This is a genomic window from Halorubrum sp. CBA1125 (assembly GCF_009742825.1).
Classification (GTDB): Archaea; Halobacteriota; Halobacteria; order Halobacteriales; family Haloferacaceae; genus Halorubrum.
In genome coordinates this window covers 1-18,471 of sequence record NZ_WPCE01000041.1, presented here as the reverse complement: position 1 = coordinate 18,471, position 18,471 = coordinate 1, and the positions used below count along the sequence as shown (strand labels likewise).

At 55.2% G+C, this 18,471-nt stretch carries 11 protein-coding genes and 3 pseudogenes; 9 read left to right on the top strand and 5 right to left on the bottom strand.

Annotated elements, in window-relative coordinates; genetic code table 11:
* Positions 1 to 200: 200 nt before the first annotated feature.
* On the top strand, positions 201 to 533 hold the full coding sequence (locus GJ633_RS06060) for a hypothetical protein (RefSeq protein ID WP_156588032.1): 333 nt from the start codon (positions 201 to 203) through the stop codon (positions 531 to 533).
* 30 nt (positions 534 to 563) lie between these two features.
* On the opposite strand, the gene GJ633_RS06055 is transcribed toward GJ633_RS06060, so the two are convergent.
* On the bottom strand, positions 564 to 947 hold the full coding sequence (locus tag GJ633_RS06055) for a hypothetical protein (protein WP_156588030.1): 384 nt from the start codon (positions 945 to 947) through the stop codon (positions 564 to 566).
* A gap of 2 nt (positions 948 to 949) precedes the next feature.
* Complete coding sequence (locus GJ633_RS06050; protein ID WP_156588028.1) at positions 950 to 3,613, bottom strand: DUF1156 domain-containing protein; 2,664 nt, start codon at positions 3,611 to 3,613, stop codon at positions 950 to 952.
* Positions 3,614 to 3,752: 139 nt separating this feature from the next.
* Between GJ633_RS06050 and GJ633_RS06045 the strand changes: the two genes are divergently transcribed.
* Complete coding sequence (locus GJ633_RS06045) at positions 3,753 to 4,595, top strand: DNA adenine methylase (RefSeq protein ID WP_156588026.1); 843 nt, start codon at positions 3,753 to 3,755, stop codon at positions 4,593 to 4,595.
* A gap of 22 nt (positions 4,596 to 4,617) precedes the next feature.
* Here the strand turns inward: GJ633_RS06045 and GJ633_RS17675 are convergent, their stop codons facing one another.
* Both GJ633_RS17675 and GJ633_RS06035 read right to left on the bottom strand, forming a co-directional pair.
* Positions 4,618 to 5,880: an HNH endonuclease gene (locus GJ633_RS17675; protein WP_231741254.1), complete on the bottom strand. Its 1,263-nt coding sequence runs from the start codon at positions 5,878 to 5,880 to the stop codon at positions 4,618 to 4,620.
* Positions 5,881 to 5,898: 18 nt separating this feature from the next.
* Entirely contained in the window at positions 5,899 to 9,105 is a 3,207-nt protein-coding gene (locus GJ633_RS06035; RefSeq protein ID WP_156588024.1) for a DUF499 domain-containing protein, read from the bottom strand.
* A gap of 114 nt (positions 9,106 to 9,219) precedes the next feature.
* Between GJ633_RS06035 and GJ633_RS18230 the strand changes: the two are divergent.
* Positions 9,220 to 10,973, top strand: a pseudogene (locus GJ633_RS18230) (DEAD/DEAH box helicase).
* On the top strand, positions 10,966 to 12,129 hold the full coding sequence (locus GJ633_RS06025; protein WP_156588022.1) for a hypothetical protein: 1,164 nt from the start codon (positions 10,966 to 10,968) through the stop codon (positions 12,127 to 12,129). The pseudogene GJ633_RS18230 and the gene GJ633_RS06025 overlap by 8 nt, the downstream one beginning before the upstream one ends.
* Positions 12,130 to 12,190: 61 nt before the next feature.
* Here GJ633_RS06025 and GJ633_RS06020 read toward each other — a convergent pair.
* Positions 12,191 to 12,825, bottom strand: a pseudogene (locus GJ633_RS06020) (IS6 family transposase).
* 496 nt (positions 12,826 to 13,321) lie between these two features.
* On the opposite strand from GJ633_RS06020, the gene GJ633_RS06015 reads away from it, so the two are divergent.
* From GJ633_RS06015 to GJ633_RS06000, 5 genes and pseudogenes are all read left to right on the top strand, one after another.
* Positions 13,322 to 13,543, top strand: coding sequence for a hypothetical protein (locus tag GJ633_RS06015; protein WP_156588014.1), 222 nt, complete (start codon positions 13,322 to 13,324; stop codon positions 13,541 to 13,543).
* Positions 13,480 to 13,914: pseudogene (locus tag GJ633_RS06010) on the top strand (IS6 family transposase); the annotation flags it as partial. The gene GJ633_RS06015 and the pseudogene GJ633_RS06010, both read left to right, overlap by 64 nt.
* Before the next feature lie 263 nt (positions 13,915 to 14,177).
* Positions 14,178 to 14,309, top strand: a complete 132-nt coding sequence (locus tag GJ633_RS18110) for a hypothetical protein (RefSeq protein ID WP_255470525.1) — start codon at positions 14,178 to 14,180, stop codon at positions 14,307 to 14,309.
* Positions 14,310 to 14,378: 69 nt separating this feature from the next.
* On the top strand, positions 14,379 to 16,847 hold the full coding sequence (locus GJ633_RS06005) for a LamG-like jellyroll fold domain-containing protein (RefSeq protein ID WP_197431262.1): 2,469 nt from the start codon (positions 14,379 to 14,381) through the stop codon (positions 16,845 to 16,847).
* On the top strand, positions 16,844 to 18,471 hold a 1,628-nt coding region (locus tag GJ633_RS06000), incomplete at its 3' end, for a LamG-like jellyroll fold domain-containing protein (RefSeq protein ID WP_231741251.1). The genes GJ633_RS06005 and GJ633_RS06000, both read left to right, overlap by 4 nt.

Below are 18,471 nucleotides of genomic sequence, written 5' to 3'. Positions count from 1 at the left end.
GGCGTAATACCCTTTTCAATGATCTCGCGGGGTGTCCGGCTCTCCGCTCCAACAAAATCCAAGTTTGATCCAACTCGGTAGACGTCGGTGGAGGCGGGCGGTTTTCGGCATAGGCACGTGAATCCTCGGTCCCGCCTCGGTTACTTAAACTTAACAACCGGCGGATTGTATCAGCGGACCAAGAGCCAGAGGGACAAGAGGTGACCTCAACTACGTCCATTTCTAAGGATTATCCGGAACGGAATCTTACTGAGTTACGCGGATCTGGGGAGTATGTTACAGTCGAAGCTACAATCGGTGAGATTGAATTCGTGTCAAAAAACACCTCAAACACACCCGATCTAAAGGCTGTCGTCCGCGAAGAAGGCTCAACTAAGCGAGTCCCGCTGGTCGTCTCAGACGGGGTTTCACACCCTCATTTCGATGTTGGGGAGACGATTCGATTTAGAGGAGTGAAAGATCATAGATATGCGAAGAAAAACGAGAATCAGTTGTTGGTGACTGACTATACCGATTTTACGGTGATTGAATAGGTTGTCAAATAGAGACTCTGTAAGCGACGTTCAGAACGGTGACGTAATCCAATCGCCCTGTTCTCGTCGCTCTAACTGTGGTCCGAAGATGTCCTGAAACGAGTAGAGTTCACCCTCGTATCGCAGGTCATACGTTTTCCCTCGACGGTGGAACGAACCCTCAACAACGACCTGGATCGTCGGACTCTGATACTCCAGATCATCGGCTCGCTGATCCATCTCCCGAGCTAACTCGTTGATGAACTCCTCGTCGTCAAGCATCTTCTCCAGCCCGACCACACTCACCTCGTCCGGGACATCGTCGTTCTTGAGACGCTGGAAAAACTCGTCGATCGGCATCTGGTGATCGAACGTCTCGTACTCCCCGGCGACGATGATGTTGTACCGACCGGGAATCTGTCCTGGGCCTGCCATTATTAGTAGCTCGTAATGTCTCTGTCACCAAGTACCCGGGTGTAGGTGTCGTCACCAGTCACGTCCGCCAGCCGCCCGGCGAGTTCGCGCAGATCATCATCGACACCCCACTTATCGACGTAGTTCTGGACGGCTTGACCCTTCTCGTACCGGTACCGTAGGAACTGCAGTTTATCGAGGTTCGAGAGGTGTTCACCGCCGTCGCCGTTGACGCGTTCCTGAATGTAGGCTTGCCGTTTCTCGTTGTCCCACGTACCGAGTTCGAAGCCATCGTCCTGGTTGTAGAGGTACATCTCTTTCAGCTCCTCGGGTGTGGCGTTCGTGCCTCGGCAGAGCTTGTTCACGTCGTCGAAGGACGGATTGTTGCTATCGAGGAGATCGATGAACACGTCCTCGACGCCGATTTCGCTGGCCTCTTGGATGATTCCGTAGATCTCCTGGACGACTTCCTTGGCGGACATAATCTCACCGTCGCGCTGAACCTTGCCATGGTGCTTGGAGTACTCACGGAAGCACGCACCCATCTCCATCACGCCGATGTCGCCACGGGAGAGGTCGCGGTTCTCTTCGAGTTGCTTGCGGGTTCGGCGCGCCGTGCGGTAGATCTCGCGGCGGAGTGAATTCCACGAGGCGGGCTCTGTCTCGTCAATGGGCCGAGCGACGACAGCGATGTCAAAGGAAACAGCCTCTCCCGTGATGAATTTATTAGAATCTGCACTAATTGGATACGTAGCTGTGACTTCAAACCCGTTAGCGCAAAGTGATGCAAGCAATTCCCCCCATGACTCTGAATCGGAGTGATGGTATGTGAACGCTAATACTCCATCATCCTTCAGCGCCCGTCGGATTACAGCGAAGGCTTGTCCGATTTCAGTTTCGAAGTCTTCAGCAGTCTTATCCAAATACGGATTAGTTACTATCGACTCGGCGCGCGGGGTCTGGTCTTGATCGAATCCGGGGTATTTGCTTTCAAGCAGAATCTTCTGCCAGACGTAGAAGTAGTCTGAGACCTCAGAATAGATGATGTTATCGTAGTACGGGGGATCGGTAATCACTGCGTCAAATTCATCCTCGAAATCAAGGTCTCGCATATCCCCTTGATGAAGGGTGAAATCCTCACCAATTGCCTGTGCGAATTTCCCCGTCTCTTGAGTTTCTCCGTCTTCGATGTATCGTTCCGTAGGGGAAGACCCATATTCAACCCCCCGAATTACCTTATCGACAGAGTTGGAGAATGTTCCTCGGCCGGCTGAAGCCCCCCAGACGTTGTTTTCGATAGCTTCAGAAGTAGGAACAAATGAATTCATTCTGAAAACACCTTCAATCTTATTCGCAGATTGGTTGTAGATGCAGAACATATTCTGAAACATAAGAGAGTCCGTCAACGCTAGGAGTAGGTAATCACGTACAGAGGGCTCTAAATCTTCAATTGATCGCATAATCTTCGCAATAGAAAGGAGCTGACGCTCATTATACATATCAGTCCAGTGTTCGTATCCATGGTCGAAAACATCGTTTCCAGTTAGCTCGGAAGATGCGGTAATCGCCCCTTCTGGAATTTCCTCGTCAGGAACGTACTCACGAAGCTTATCGCTACTTTCCCATTCTTCGATAGCCTCGTTAAGGAGATTAATATCCTCTTCCTCGACTCGTTTGTATCCTTTATAATCACTTCGCTCTCCGCCAGCGGCCTCACAGTGCTCGCAGTAGTACTCTACAGCGTACAGACGGAGATCGGGTGGACCTTGTTCTTGAATTGCATCTGTGATCGCGTACTTCTGTCCACAGTCTGGGCAGTTGTACTTGCCCCCACGTGAGACGTTTCCGTTCTTCGGAACAAAATTATAGCCACAGGCGTCGCAGAGGCTCTCCGATTGCCAGTCCTCTACAAGAGTAACCGCCCCGCAATCCGGGCACAGAACGTTATACTTGTCGTCGTTCTCGTAACGACCTTTTGCAACTCGATAATCCTTGAACAGCGGTACTGTGTGGCCACAGGAGACGCAATCCAGTTCTTTCACCCAAAAATTGTACATCACGTCAGCGTCGTGTTCTCCGCTAGGACAGGGAGTTCTGTAATACCGAGTTATCTCCTTGGCAACGTCATCTCTCACCTTCTGGAAGGCTGTTTTTAGTTCATCTACGTCAGTCTGGCCAGCCTCAAGTTCCTTCTTCGTCACGAACCAGCCTACGGGATTCAAGTCATTTCCGACAACTTCTGCTCCGAAACGCGAGGCTTCAACCAGTGAAGTTCCCCCACCCATGAAGGGGTCAAGCACCTTCTTATTTTCAACACGAACATCCTTCGGATATAGCTGCCAGAGACTTTCGGGATCACTCATATCAATCCGGTCAATGATGGATGCAATATCCATCTCAAGGGAACCATCTTCATTCCAACTCGTCAATGTCTCTCCGCTATTTCCTGGCTCGAATACATCTACAGCGTCTGGGTCGTCAAGAAGCGAGTAGAGTGAGATCGCACGGAAAACGCACCCGAGCCGACGAGCCCACCACTTGTGCATCGTGTAAATCGGTCGGTAGTACATCTTCGCTCGTCCCTCACGCTCGGCCAACTCGTTCACTCGCTCAATAGGAAACCCACGCTCGATAGGGAGATCCGTCCGCTCAGACGCTTTAGGTGGTGACCCAGATTGCTCGGACATAATTCAGTATGGTAGAGGAATACAGAAGTACCCACTTAAGTCTGCAGCCCTCACGATTCTGATTAGTGGGGGTCAAGACTCATCTCCTCGGATTCTTTGCTGTGGAACTGTTATAAAGATCTAATGAGAAGGGAGTCTTATGACTAAGTCTGTGTTTCCGTATCCCGGGGGAAAAGCCTATCTCGCCCCTTGGATTATTGATCATTTCCCAGCTCACAAATGCTATGTCGAAGTATTCGGCGGCAGTGCAGCTGTCCTCGTCACAAAGGAAGAAAGCCATACCGAGGTCTATAATGACAGAGATGGCGATCTAGTCCAATTCTTCAGAGTACTCCGGGACCGCGAAGATGAACTAATCGATTGGCTCAACAAAACTCCCTATGCACGAGATGTTCACGAAGAATGGAAAGAGGCATTCTATTCTGATGAGCATCCAGATGATCCAATTGAGCGTGCAGGCAGATTCTTCTATCTTCGATACTCACAATATGCATCAAAATACCGTACGAAATCTGGGTTCGCGTCCGCAAGTCAGCGTAATAAAGCTCGGAAATTACGGAATGCAACAGAGAAGCTCTATGAATTCGCTGAGAGGTTTCACAATGTCCAGATTGAGAACCTCGATTTCGAAGAATTGATGACCCGCTTCGACAGCGATGAAACGTTCTTTTACGCTGATCCCCCATATATTGATGAAGGCGACGATTTATACCGCCACGGGGAGTTTGACCACGAACGGTTCGTCAATACGCTTGAAGAGGTAGAAGCGAAATGGGCAGTGTCGTATCAGCAGCTCCCAGAACGGTTGGAAAAGTATCACGTATCAGAACGCGGTCGTTCTCAGTTTATGAATAAACAGCACGATAACGACACTCGAAGTACAGAGGTTACTGAACGTCTCGTGATGAATTACGATCCCAGCGAGGCAGGTTCTTTCCAAACCGGAAGCCAGACGATGCTTCCCGGGCTATCTGACGAATAAGGTTATGATGATCCTGTAGCGGTCAGGAATCAAAGCCGTTCAACTGACGGTGCTCGGCCAAGAATTTCTGATGTGGTTTCTTAGCATCATTTTCAGGGAGACGTATCCTATCCCCTTCCAGCGGGTTGAATTCGTCATATCCATTGAGTTCTGGGTTGTCTTTGACAATGATCTCATAGTCATCAGAGAGTGAAATCCACCCACAATCAAATGCCCAGTGGTGCAGTTTACAGAGGGCAATACCGTTCTGTATATGATCGCGGCCGTTCATACTCTTCGGATAGATATGCGCCGCCTCAACCTCTGGATTCCCCGCAGGTGACACCCGATTGCTCCCACAGATAGCACAACTGTTGTTATACGCTTCTCTCACCGATTCGGTAAACGCCGAGTCACGGGCACGGCGCTGTGCCTCAGTAAATTCTTCTTCCTCTTCGGTGAGTGTCGGTTCTGATGGGATCGGTTCTTCGACTGAATCACGTTCCGACTCGATTTCTGTTGGTGTTGGTTCCCCAGACCAGTCGTGTCCCACACTTGTAAGAACGTCATAGAGTGCCGACTTATCCGTCAACCCAATCTGATTCAGGATATTGAACGTAATCTGATGGGATAGCTCTTCCGCTCGATTACATCGCTCAGGAATCCTGTGTGTTTGATCAGTCTGTGTGAGGAAATAATCAACAAAGAGCTCGAAACGATGAATACGTATCGAGTCATCACGTGATGAGATATTCCGCCAATCATCAGGGAGATATTCCGACAGCAAGTCACGGACGTGTTCGATTCTATACCGCATCCGGATTGCACGTCGAAGTGAATCTTTCCTAGCCGCGATTACGGTTTCTCCCCCAGAACCACCTTTACGATGTTGGAAACCGACGCCTTTTGCTTCTGCCTCGTCAAGAGTTCCCTCTTTGATCTGTAAATGCCGTACCCAGGCATATTTGTCATACAGATCGTCGTCCCAGAAAGCGAATACTTTTCTTTCGGGATTATACCCTCCAATTAGAATCAAGAAATTTCCAGAACGATCGGGGGCTGCTGGAGAGACCTCTCCTTTCGCATGATTCGGTAATCTGAGATCGATTCTATACTCATCTTCTGCTCGGTCTTCTGATCCTGTAGACGTTAGTGTGAATAGGTAGAATCGGCATTGAGAGGGTCTGTCCTTTTCCAGGTGTACCTCAAAAGGCGGGTCCGATTCTATACCGTTATCACGCACTACATCACTACCAATTGATTCTAAAACGAGCGAGTGGAGCTCCGATTTCTCAAGTGGCGCCATAAAGAATCACCAGTACTGCTATTTCTGGAAGCTGATTTCGACTTTCAGGCTCGCCGCTTCGTCCGGCATTCGTTCGAACATATCCTGTACCTTCGTGTAATCCTGCTCGGACTGTAGCGTCAGACTCACCTGCGTTCGCTCGACATCCGCAGTTCCCTGTAAGGCACCGGGAACACCCTCTCTGTCTGGCAACATAAAGGTGACATCACCGTATTCGACCGTGCCGGTTTGATGCTCGTCTCGCCACTTCTTCCGCAGCGCCGCTGCATCGTCACCGTTGTACTCGAAGCGCCACGTGTCGGCTTCTGTATCGGCCTTCCGGAACGGATAGCCCGGCACCCAGTCCGACGCTTTGTCTGACCCGGTCGTGTTGACGACGTACTCCGGCTCTTCGTCCTTGCCGATGTTCTCCAGCAAGAACGTCCGAACCATATGCTCGGAGACGCTGCTGTCGAACCGGTCCGTCACCTTGTTAACGGTGAACTGCTCGCCCGGTTCGAGATCCTCGATATACTCCAGTATCTTGTCGCCGATCCGATCCGGAACGGTCGGAACAATCTTGACCGTCGTTGGGTCACGGTCACCCAGCGACTCCAGATATCGCCCACCCGCTTCAAGAACGTAGTCGTCTACCAGGAAGTCGTTGACCGCCTCACGTGCGACAGTCTCGGTTTCATCCGGTGGCAGGAACACGCTCTCGTCGCTACGAATCTCTCCGATTATCGTATCGAGGTTCGCGTAGCCGTCCTCGTCAATCGCCTCTTCGATCCGGTCGGAGAGGTAGGACGCCCCGACCCCGGTTGCGTTCCCGACATTACGGAGCGTCGCGTCAGACTGTGGTTTGTCGAGGATTTCGTTCCCCCGGACGATGACGTACTGCTCCTCGCGATTGAGCCGACCGATGGCTCTCATGATGATGTCGTGGCTGTCCCCGTCGATCCAGATCTCCCCGTCCTGTACGAGTTCCAGCTCGAAGTCACCGATGTCGAGCGCCGTCGTCCCGCTTCCGAACCGCTGTCGGAGTTCCTGTTCGACATCGTCTACCCCCCATACATCAACGTCGTTCTTGTGAACGAGCACCGTATCGAGCGAACTCCCGGATAGGTCATTGCGGAAGCCACTCGAATCCCGCGCCAGAATGGGCTTCTCGTCTAATGCCTCGACGGTCGCGTTCAGTACGTCGTTGGCACTGCCAGGAATTGGTAGCTCGGGATCGCGCAGGAACTGTTCATAGATGTCCTCGATCGAAATCTCACCACGGCGCTCCAGTAGATCCTCGACGATCGGCCAGACGTGCGTCTGCAAATCGAACGGGTCAGCCGCTGCGGAGTCAGCGATGTTCGAGGCGCTCAGCTCCGGCCCATCGATGACGTAGACATCGAGATCCATAGGTGCAGCGAGGTCGAACTCGTTGAGCAGGTCGTCGCCGTCGAGTACCTCACCGTAGAGCAGTTGTAGCTCCTCTCGTAGCTCGCTCACTTCCTGCTCTTTCATTTCCTCGATAGACTCCCGGATCTCTTCGTCGAGAGATTCGTCCGAGAGAACCTGTCGTGCTCCCTCGATGTAGCGAGCCTTGTCGATGTAGCGCGTTCCAGACTCGATGGCTTTGTCTCCAGAGGGCTGCACGAATACGAGCGTGTTGCGCCACTCGCGTCCCCGCCCATCGTTTGTGATGGCTTTCTCGACCTCTTCTTGCGTCCACTGACTGTCCTTCACTACGACCTTGATTTCACGGGAGTCCGGGATGTCCCGGATGTCGTTCGTCCGGAACCCGACCGGATACGCATTAGAGCCAAAGATGTCGGTGATGAAGTCCGCGATCTCGGCTTTGGCCGCTGTCTCGGACACGTCCGTCGCTGCATTCCGGATGAGCGCGTTCGGGTTCTGCCGGTCGCGGATCGCGTACTTCCCGTTGAGCTTGTGAAGATGCCAAGCGACTCCGTGTAGCCGTTCGAGGTCGAGCACGACATCAGCAACGAGATCTCCCGTCTGATACGCCCCCATAACGATCTCCGACACGTCAGCTCCTTCCCCTTCGCTCGGCTTCAGTGAGTACAGCAGAATCGTGTTTAGCACCCGTCGGCCGTGTGGTACGTCGTCTGTGTCTACGCGGCTCTTAATGTCGCCTGTGGCGGCGTTCAGGCGCTCGTAGTTGATCTTGGCCAGTTCATCCTCGAACTCGATTGCGTCGATGTCACCGTGGGTGATCAGATCCGTCTGATCCTGCATTTCGAGAAGAACCTTCGAGAACAGGTAGATCATCCCGCGCGTGTTCTGATTTCCTTCGTCGGCGTAGTAGCGCGTTTCGAGCGCATCAAGGAGCACAGGATGGAACGGATAGAGGTCGTGCATATCCGCCAAGAGATCATCGGGCAGCGTGACGTGGTCGGACTGGTCGTAGGCGTCGTAGTACCCGTTGACGATCTCACGGGCGGCGTTCTCGTCGATGTCGTCGATCAGGCGGTGGCGAAGGACTTCGCGCTTGTCCACCTGGTTGTTCATATTGACCTCGACCGCCTGTTCCCGGTTCAGGATGTCGTGGACCTCGGAGTCCTCGCGGAGTACGGAGACGATCGTGTAGAGGTCGAGATCTGAGAGCGCAGTCGATTCAAGCAAGGACTGCAGAAATGCCTTGTTCGAGCTCTTGCGGTCGCCCTGAAGCGTGTCGAACCAGTCTTCGAGTTCGTCGACGAAGAACGCGATAGTCTCGTCCCCGACGGCGTCCTGAATGGTCTGCATATCGGGGTAGCCGCCGGATTCGAACGTCCCCGGGTCGTAGTCCAAGGCTTCGAAGAACGGCTCCCAGAGGTACTCGTACTGCTCATTCTGCATTGCGACCGTGATCGGGACCGCAGACTCGGGGAGTGCTGACTCGAATCCGTCGACCGAGTCGCTAGCCCAATCGGCTGCGGCAGCCGGATCGTCAAAGCAGTGATAGAGGGCCACCATCTGGTGAGACTTCCCACTGCCGTACGGCCCGTAGAGGATGTGTGTGCCTCGTGGATCTTCGCCGGTCAGTGAGTCGCGGAGAATCGTGAGGGCCTCTCGAAGGCCCTGTGTCATCAGCGTTCTGTCAAAGAAGAGTTCGGCGTCTGACTCGAACTCGTCCTCATTCTCAACGTTGTAGAGTTTTACTTGTCCGTCGATTTGGCCATCTTCTCGAAGCTCACGGCTCAGGGTGACCGTGTCGTCGAGAGTTTTAGGCAAGGGCTCAGTCTCGGCCATACTTATGTACGTAACTACTGCTTGTGTCGGCACAATAAACGCTCGGGTGACAGTATCTGTCGGCTACTGAGGTATCGCATAACGTATTTGCCTGTCACCTGATTCTAACGTGATATGGCAGACTTCGACCTCGTTGAGACAGAGGTCACGTACGAATCTGCGGATGATCTTCTGGATTCAATAGATGAGGATTCTACTGATGGTGATCACGTGCAGACAGTTCAAGCAGTTCGTCTCAAGGCTGGCCAACCCGACTCCGAACTCAGATCGCTAAAACAGTTGGATGAAGAGTCGGTCAAACTGCTTGAGCATCAGGTTGATGCGGCCTACCGGGCACTTTTCGAGATGGACGGGAAAGCGTTACTTGCTGACGAGGTGGGCTTGGGCAAGACGATCGAGGTGGGGATGATCCTCAAGGAGATGCACTTCCGCGAGACGGATGATTCTGTTCTTATTCTCACCCCAGCCCAGCTCGCCAAGCAGTGGCAGGGGGAACTGTTGGAGAAATTCGGACTTGAGTACGTGTGTAACTACGACGACGAATTCCGCGGGTTCGACAAGCACGACCATATCATAGCGAGTATCGATACGGCGAAGAGCGATCGGCATCGAGCAACGGTGCTCAACCGAGATTGGGACGTTCTTGTTCTCGACGAAGCACACTACGTCAAAAACGAAGAGACGGACCGCTACGACCTGATTGACAACCTCTCATACCAGTATGCGTTTTTCCTAACAGCAACGCCGATTCAAAACGAATTGACTGACCTGTATAATGTTGTATCCCTGCTCCGCCCAGGACTGTTCGGGACGCGCGATGTCTTCCACCACTATTTTGTCGACAGTAATCAGGAGACGCTCGTCAACCGGGACGAGTTACAGGAACGGCTGAATAGAGTGATGATCCGGAACCGTCGCGCAGATACGGATATTGATTTTACAGACAGAACCATCGATACCCGAACCTTCGATCCGTCTCCGGAAGAACGAGAACTCTATCAGCAGTCTCAGATTACGTCAGGGGTGCGTATAGCGAGGATCAAGGCCAGAAGCTGGTTCTAATGCTGCTCCAGAAAGAGGTCGTCAGCAGTCCAGCCGCGCTGAAAGCGACTATTGAGAAACGGCTTGACGAGCAGTCCGAACTCACTCATACTGAAGAATTGGAATCGATTCTTGACCTGATCGAGGGTGTCGAGACCGTCACTAAGCAGGAGAAGCTACTTAGCATCGTTGAGGAAGCCCGTGACCACGTCGAGATGGGGAGAGTCATCGTCTTTACTCAGTTTAGAGCGACCCAGCGGGAGATCCTTGATCGATTGACTGAGGAAGGATACACTGTCCACTCCTTCCATGGGGGCCATTCCAGCCAGGAAAAAGAACAGATCGTGAAGAACTTCGAAGAAGAAGGTGGCGTGTTAGTCTCTACAGACGCTATGTCAGAAGGTAGGAACTTACAATTTTGTAATATAATGGTGAACTACGATCTGCCTTGGAATCCTATGCGCGTAGAACAGCGTATTGGTCGTATCCATCGAATCGGTCAAAAACGCGACGTGTACGTCTTCAATATGGCTCTGAAGGGTACAGTCGAAGAATATGTATTGGAACGACTGTACCACAAGATCGACCTGTTCCAGCAGTCTGTCGGTGAGTTGAGTTCTATTCTCACACGGCTAGAGGAATCCGGAACAACGTTTGAAGACGAAATCTTCGAGCGGCTGGTTACAGCTGACTCTGAACGTGATCTGGAGAACGACTTCGACGCGATGGCGGTCGACTTACAGGAGCAGCGTGAACTTGCAGAGAAGCTAGAGGAGTTCAACAGCGGCGTCTTCGAAGGCTTCGACTTGGGGGCAAGTGATGACTGACGCCGCTATTCGAGTTACGCAATCGACGGTCGAACAATTCACAGAGCAATATCTGGGTTCCCTTGGATCCACGATAGAGAAACACGGAGACAGATGGGACGTGACCGTTCCAGAGAATGCAACCACGGAGATTCCATCTGGTCAACTCATCTTATTCTGTGACGATGCTGCCGCTGATTTGGGTGAAAATGAACGACATCTTCACCCAGAGAGCCCCTTCTTTCAGGAAATCATCGCTGAAGCGAGTGAGAAACAACCGGCAGGTAAGATTACCATCGGATCAGAGGATACTCGGATTGAAATCCCACCGTGGCTGCAGGAGAACAATATCAATGTGAACAACGCGACGTTCACGCCATACTACGATCGCTCAGCCATAGCCATCCTCTCTCGAATCAGTATCGAGACGGTCAGTGAATACCAATCGGAGTTACTTCGCGTGACTGCAATTGACATTCGGTCAAAGGAGCGCCTTCCGAAACTCGAAGAGACGTTTCTTGAATCCACGCTACCTACTGAATCACAGATCGAGAGTCAACCCGTAGATATTGAGAGATCCACGGCGGATGACTTGATTGTACAAACGCGTGAACGAGTTGTTGAACGTGTTCAGCCGAAGATTGACGAGATCCATCAAGAGGCATCTAGAGCAGCGGAAGCTGAGATTGAAGAGTACAGACAGATGCAGCAGCAACGGATTGAGGAATTGGAAGAAAAGAAAACCCGACTCTCGAATCGAATCGAGGATCTAAGCGAGTCAATCCAACAGAGCGGCGATGAAGGCAACCGTATAGAAGCGCTCCAGAAACGGAAGGAACTCAAATCGGAATATGAGGATTTAGATTCAGAACTTGAGGAACTCCGCCATCAACGTGAACAAGGCTATCCCAAGAAACAGAAAGAAATCCGTGAGAGACACGCTCTGGAAGTCGTTGTAAGCCCACTTACGATAACACAGGTCGAATACGAGCGGGGGGAAATTGAGATTGAATTAGAGGAAGGGACGGTGACCCAGTCGCTGACATTGGGATACGGAGATGGCGTCGGAATAACTGAAGAACTAGAGTGTGAGTTCTGTAATCAGGCATTAGGAGAATATAACTCACTTCAAACGATTCAAGAAGGTCTCCAGTGCTCACAATGCTATTCGAGCTAATCCTGATAATGGACAAATAGCGGCGCAGGTGTACGATTAAGGCAGGATACAATGGTAGTGTTCAGATAAGCTGATTCCATGCGAAAGCGAACGATCTCAACCACTCGTTGGCGGTTTCTGCTTCGGCGTTGGTGAAATAGTTTGAGAAACAGATAGTTCTGCGTTTTACCTCACGAAAGACACGTTCGACGCTGTTCCGATTTCCATGTCGTTCGTTTCTGAAATCGAGGCCATGTTTTTCACAGGCTCGGTGAAGTGGAACCGCACCATCAACGAGACAGATCGCGTCATCCACATCGTGTGTGTCGCGGAGTTCCGCGACAAACTGATCTGCGATCACGTTCGTTCTTGTCGGTTCAAGCTTTGTGTGGAGCAAATTGTTCGAGTCAGGATCGACGGCGGCGTACAGCCAATATTGTTCATCGTCAAGCTGAATCACCGTTTCATCGACCGCAACGTGATTCGGGATCCGACTAAATTCCGGCTGTAAATTGGCCTTGTGAACCCAGTTATGAACAGTGGATCGAACCCGATCAACACCGAATACCTCAAGAAACGAGACAGTATTCGAAAGCGATACTCCAGACAAATGAAGCTGAATACTGAGCTTCATCAACAGTCGCGGTGTTGCTTCTTGCTCCACAAACTTAAGTTGATCTCGTCTAAACAGCCGCTGAGGCGGTCGTTTTCGGGCATAGATCACTTTGAAAACGCACCGCCGCACCTTTCAATCCTTATCTGAACACCGCCGGTTGGCGGCTTCTTCGTGGCGACCGAGTTCGGCTAGATTCCTCGGAAGAGCGTCCCTCGTCGCGAGCGGTTTTCCGATCATCCCGAGATCTCCTCGATAATCGGCCGGGGACGGCGCCGATGGCAGCCGTGACACCCTCGACGAACGAGATGAGGGAGACGGAGCGGATGGACCACTCGTGGATCCCTATATGTGGGGAGATCCGGCAATTCGGGAGTTGGCGATCAAGGGATCGCTGATGGAGGCAATTGGGGGGTTGCCCGGAATTAGCTATCCCCGGCTATATACCCGGGTCCGGTCTATCAGGTAGTAATGGAGTGAGACCTGGAACTACGCCGTAACGGCCATCTATACGAGATAACGTCGGTAAACGACGAAGTGATCGGCTCCCGTCAGGGGTTTCCGACGGCGGAAGCCGGTTATCGACGGACGCTCGATAGCGTGCTTGACATCGCGGGACCGGACCTGATGGACGAGGTGGCGGCCTCGATCAAAGAGCACATCCGGATCCACGAGGAGCGTCCCGCGAACCAAGCTGTCCGGAAGGACGCACGAAAGCTCGTCTCGAAGGCCGGGTACTCTCCTGACGACTACCTTAGAAGGCCGATTTACAGCCTGCCGATGGTTGTGACCCGAATTACGTCGCGGTTGACGAGACTGTAATTCTTGTGAATGACTAGCGCTACTGGCTGTTTGCTGCGGTCGCTCCCGACACGACCCGCCTACTGCACGTGCGATTGTTCCCGACCAGAACTCAAGCGCTAAGCGAGATGTTCCTCGCGGAACTCCGCGAAAAACATCTCGTTGACGACGCGATCTTTCTGGTTGACGGTGCGCCGTGGCTGCAGGCGGCCTGCCATCGGCACTCGCTCTGATTCCAACACGTCAATCACGGGAAGCGGAACGTAGTCGAACGAGTCTTCAAGAGGCTCAAACGCCGGACCGAAGCATTTGCAACCACTTCAGACACGCTCAGCCAGCTTGCGGAAACGTGGTCGCAAGCATTTGCTGTCTGCTTCAATCAGCTAATCTGAACAATGCCTCTAACTCATTTACTCGCTTATCGTTATACACACGATATTGAGGTTAATACGAGGCTTTCCCGCAGTATCGTGCTAATACTTACCGTGTATATCGGTGTACGTTCTGATCATCCCCGGGCGCGCGTACCCTCACCGGGGATAACTCATATGTACGAACCACAGACACGCCACTTCGACAGTGAACCAACATGACGAACAGAACGACAAGACGAGTGTTAGTCGTATTTGCGGCGCTCTTTACGATCACATCACCGATGGCCGGCGTCGCCGGCGCATCGGTCGTCGATGACGCCGCGGGCGACACCGAGATGACCTCCAGCGACACCGGGATGACCTCGAACACCGTCGTCCTCGCACTCGACAACCGACAGGAGAGTGGCGTATAAATGCTCCGAAATTATCTGAATTGGGATATCAATGCAACCGACGACAGCACCACGACCCGGTCGGGAACGATGACGAACGAACGACACGACCGCGTGGACGAGACGGCCAAGCCCGACCGAGAGACGGAGAGGACCTACCGCCGATCGACCGAGAGTAACGGGACCGACGATCCGGTATCCGCGGGTGATTCGGGCGGGCCGGCGCCCTCGGTCTCCCGCAGAACGGTCCTGCGTGGCGTGGCACTGACCGGGCTCGGAGCCGGACTGTCTGGAGTCGGTGGGACGGCCACCGCCCAGCAGTCGACGACGGGCGACCGCTTCCGGTTCGTTAGCGTGCCGGATATGTTCAACTGGGACATCCCGAACCCGCAGCCGGGGTGGGAGGATGCCATCGATTGGTTCTTAGACCGGATCAAGGATGAGGACCCGTCGTTCGTGCTGAACGCCGGCGACGTGATGGACGCCCGCTGGTGGGACGATGAGACGCAGGTCGAGACCTTGTGCGACCAATTCTGGGGCGGCTACAAGGACCGGTTCGACGAGCGGAATCTGCCGCTGTACGTCGCTCCCGGCGATCACGAACGCGGTGACAACGACTGGGGCAGTCACAAGCTCAGTCTGGTGCCGGCCTTCGAGGAGTCGTTCGTGGACATCTTCGACCCGCCGATGAACGGACCGCCGAACAAGCAAGGGCTGGCCTACTACTTCGTCGAGAGCGACGTGCTGTTCGTCACCGTCGACACCTGGGAACAGGACGGCGGAAGCTGGTCGCTGAGCGTCACCGGCGACCAGCTCGACTGGTTCGAGGGCGTGCTCGCGGACCACCAGGACGTCGATCACGTCGTGGTCCAGGGTCATGTCCCGGTCGTCGGCCCCGTCGATAGCGAGTACTCCAGCGCGCTTATGCTCGACGGCGGCCAGTCGTCGGCGTTCTGGCAGACGATGGTCGACTACGGCGTCGATGCCTACCTATGTGGCGAGCATCACGCCATCACGACAAAGCAGGTCGACGGAATCTGGCAGATCGTCCACGGCGCACTGTGGGGCAACAGCTCCGACCTGAACTACCTCGTCGGGACCGTCCAGGACAACCGGCTCGTCCTGGAACTCAAGGAGTTCTTGGTGGACTACAGCGGGGGCACGCTCCAGACGAAGTCCGCGGAACTAGGCAACCGAAGCGGCGGCCCGAGCGCGGAGATCGCGATCACCGACGGCTCGAAACAGAACGGCCCCCAGACCGTCGAGACCATCGTCATCGACGGGTGTGACTGCTCAGACGCGGCGAGCCAGTGGGTCGACGGTGACGCCACGGTCATCGACGAGTCGACCCACGGCAACGACGGCAGCCTCGTCGGGGACGTTTCGGCGGCGACCGGCCACCAGGGTACTGGCCAGGGACTGACCTTCGACGGCGGCTACGTCGACGCGGGCTCCGATGCTAGCCTCGATATCACCGAACCGCCGCTGACGGTCGAGTGTTGGGTCAAGCCCGGCGATCCGGCCTCCGGCGACGGATTCCAGCCCTACGTGGTGAAGGTCCCGGACGGTGGCGGCCAGTACTCGCTGCACCGGCCCGACCAGAACCACGACTCCGGCGGGCAACTCGAATTCGCGATGCAGAGCCCGAGCGGTGAGTGGCAGTGGGTTCGCACGCCGATTCCAACCCCGTGGCAGGGCACCTGGCACCACCTCGCCGCAGTCTACGACGGCTCGACGCTGACGATGTACGTCGACGGCCAGTCTGCTGCGAGCACGTCGACGTCGATCTCGATGAACGGGTCGTCGAACGCCCTGGAGATCGGTCGCAACCCCTATCACACCGACAGGCACGTCTCTCCGGGCACGGTCGTCGATCAGGTCCGGGTGTATCGGTCTGCGTTGTCTCCGAATCAGCTCGGCTACGACAACCCGCGGACCGAGCCGACCGGCAACGACGACGCCGTTCTCTGGTACGACTTCGAAACGATCCAGGCGGGCGGACTGACTCTCGACGCCTCGATGGCGACTTCGGGGTCGATCCAGCCCGGCTCGACAGAAACCATCGACGCGACGCTGACCAACGGCACCGACGCCGCGATGGAGGACGTGGATCTCTCCGTTGACGCACCGTACGGCTGGTCGACGACGGCGACGACGGCGACCTCGGTCGGCACGATCGCCGCTGGCGACTCCGTGTCGGCCTCCTGGGAGCTTTCGATATCGGGTGACGCGAGTGACGGCGACTACGACGTCTTCGTCGAGGCGTCGGTCACGACGCCCGACGGCCCCTGCTGTGTCACCTCGACGATCGACGTGACCGTGGCCGGACCGGGGATTCCCGATCCCGTCGACGGGTCGACGCCGACCGATCCGGACGGCGACGGCGACTACGAGGACGTCGACGGTGACAGTCAGGTGACCGACGCGGATCTCGACGTCTACGCCGACCACATCGACGACCCCGAACTCACCGATCAGGTCGAGGCGTTCGACTACAACGACAACGGCCGGATCGACCACGGCGATCTGATCGAACTTTTCGAGGAGATGGAGCAATGACTTCGACACACACGACGGAGCGGCATCGATTGCGAGCGATCGTGCTGACGGGGATGCTGGTCCTGTCGGCGCTGGCTGGCGTCGGGGTCGTCCCGACAGTCAGCGTGGCCGCCGAGAACGCGTCGTCGCCGACCCCGCTGGCCAACTACACCTTCGACGGCGACTGTCCCGTCGCGGACACCTCTGGGAACGGCAACGAGGGCATCTGTCACGGCGGGGTCGACACCAGCGGTAACGAGAACTTCACTTTCGACGGCACGGACGACTACGTCGACGGCCCGGAGGTCGATTCGACCGATGCGTTCACGTGGGTCGCGCAGTTCGAGACCTCGGCCGACCAGGGCGAGTGGGGCTCGTCGCTAGTGAGCCGCTGGGACGATCCTGGCGGCGACGGAACCGACGGCGGCAGCAACAAGCTCCAGCTGGGCGGTTCGAACAACTGGGGAAGCGGTGTCCTCCGGTTCCAGATCGTCGGGGCCGACGGCAACACCTACTCGATCGAAGGCACGGAGAACCTCGCGGACGGCCAGTCCCACACTGTCGTCGGCGTGTACAACGGCAGCCAGATGCGGCTATACGTCGACGGCCAAGTGGTCGGCACGAACGGGGACTACTCCGGGCCGATCGCGGACGCCGACGACCAGCCGATGCGGATCGGCACGCGCGGCGACACCGGAGCTACGTACTTCGCGGGTACCATAGACCAGGTCACGATCTACGACGCGGTTCCCGACGAGTACCAGCCGAGCGAGCCCGAACCCACGCAGACGGCCGGGCCGATCGTCGTTGAGAACACCTTGACCGAGGTCGGCAACACCACGACGGTGAATGTGACGCTGGAGACGGCTCCGTCCGGACTCGCGGGCTACACCCTGACGGTCGGGCTCGACACCGGCACCGTCGGGAACATCACCGACGTGACGATTCCCGACGCCTACGAGTTGAGCCACCCGACCGAGATCGGATCCGACAACGACACGGTTCACATCCAGGCGACGGACCTCTACAACGAGACCGTCCCCGGCGACACGAACGTCACGCTCGCACGGCTCTCGCTGGAAGGCACCGCGACCGGGACGACGAACGTCTCTGTGCAGTCGGTCCACCCCTCGACTGCCGACGACGACCACGCGGAACTCGATACGACGGTGGAAGCGGGCACGCTCGTCGTCGAAGAAGGCGAGCAGCCGCCGAACGCAGACGCAGGCGACGATCAGACGGTCGACGAAGGGTCGACCGTGACGCTCGACGCCTCCGGATCGGATGATCAAGACGGTGACCCTCTGAGTTACTCGTGGTTACAGACAAGTGGCACGTCTGTCACCTTGTCCGACACTTCAGCAGAGCAACCGACGTTCACCGCTCCCGAGGTCAGTGGGAGCGAGACGTTGACGTTCGAGGTCGAGGTTGATGACGGAGAGGCGACCGACACCGACACGGTGAGTGTCACCGTGCAGGACACGGATGCCGATACCGGTGAAGCACTCTACCGAGTGAACGCTGCTGGTCCAGAAATCAGTGTATCCGGGGGAACGAATTGGGGGGAGGATACGAACGCGAACCCCAGTCCGTACCTTCTGTCGCCTGAGTTCGGCGTGACGAACCAGGATCAACCAGAGAATCT

Bases quoted from the DNA above. Each gene is read 5' to 3' on its own strand.
- GJ633_RS06055 (WP_156588030.1), bottom strand. From the start codon at position 947: ATGGCAGGCCCAGGACAGATTCCCGGTCGGTACAACATCATCGTCGCC.
- GJ633_RS06050 (WP_156588028.1), bottom strand. From the start codon at position 3,613: ATGTCCGAGCAATCTGGGTCACCACCTAAAGCGTCTGAGCGGACGGAT.
- GJ633_RS06045 (WP_156588026.1), top strand. From the start codon at position 3,753: ATGACTAAGTCTGTGTTTCCGTATCCCGGGGGAAAAGCCTATCTCGCC.
- GJ633_RS17675 (WP_231741254.1), bottom strand. From the start codon at position 5,880: ATGGCGCCACTTGAGAAATCGGAGCTCCACTCGCTCGTTTTAGAATCA.
- GJ633_RS06035 (WP_156588024.1), bottom strand. From the start codon at position 9,105: ATGGCCGAGACTGAGCCCTTGCCTAAAACTCTCGACGACACGGTCACC.
- GJ633_RS06025 (WP_156588022.1), top strand. From the start codon at position 10,966: ATGACTGACGCCGCTATTCGAGTTACGCAATCGACGGTCGAACAATTC.
- GJ633_RS18110 (WP_255470525.1), top strand. From the start codon at position 14,178: ATGGCCGGCGTCGCCGGCGCATCGGTCGTCGATGACGCCGCGGGCGAC.
- GJ633_RS06005 (WP_197431262.1), top strand. From the start codon at position 14,379: ATGACGAACGAACGACACGACCGCGTGGACGAGACGGCCAAGCCCGAC.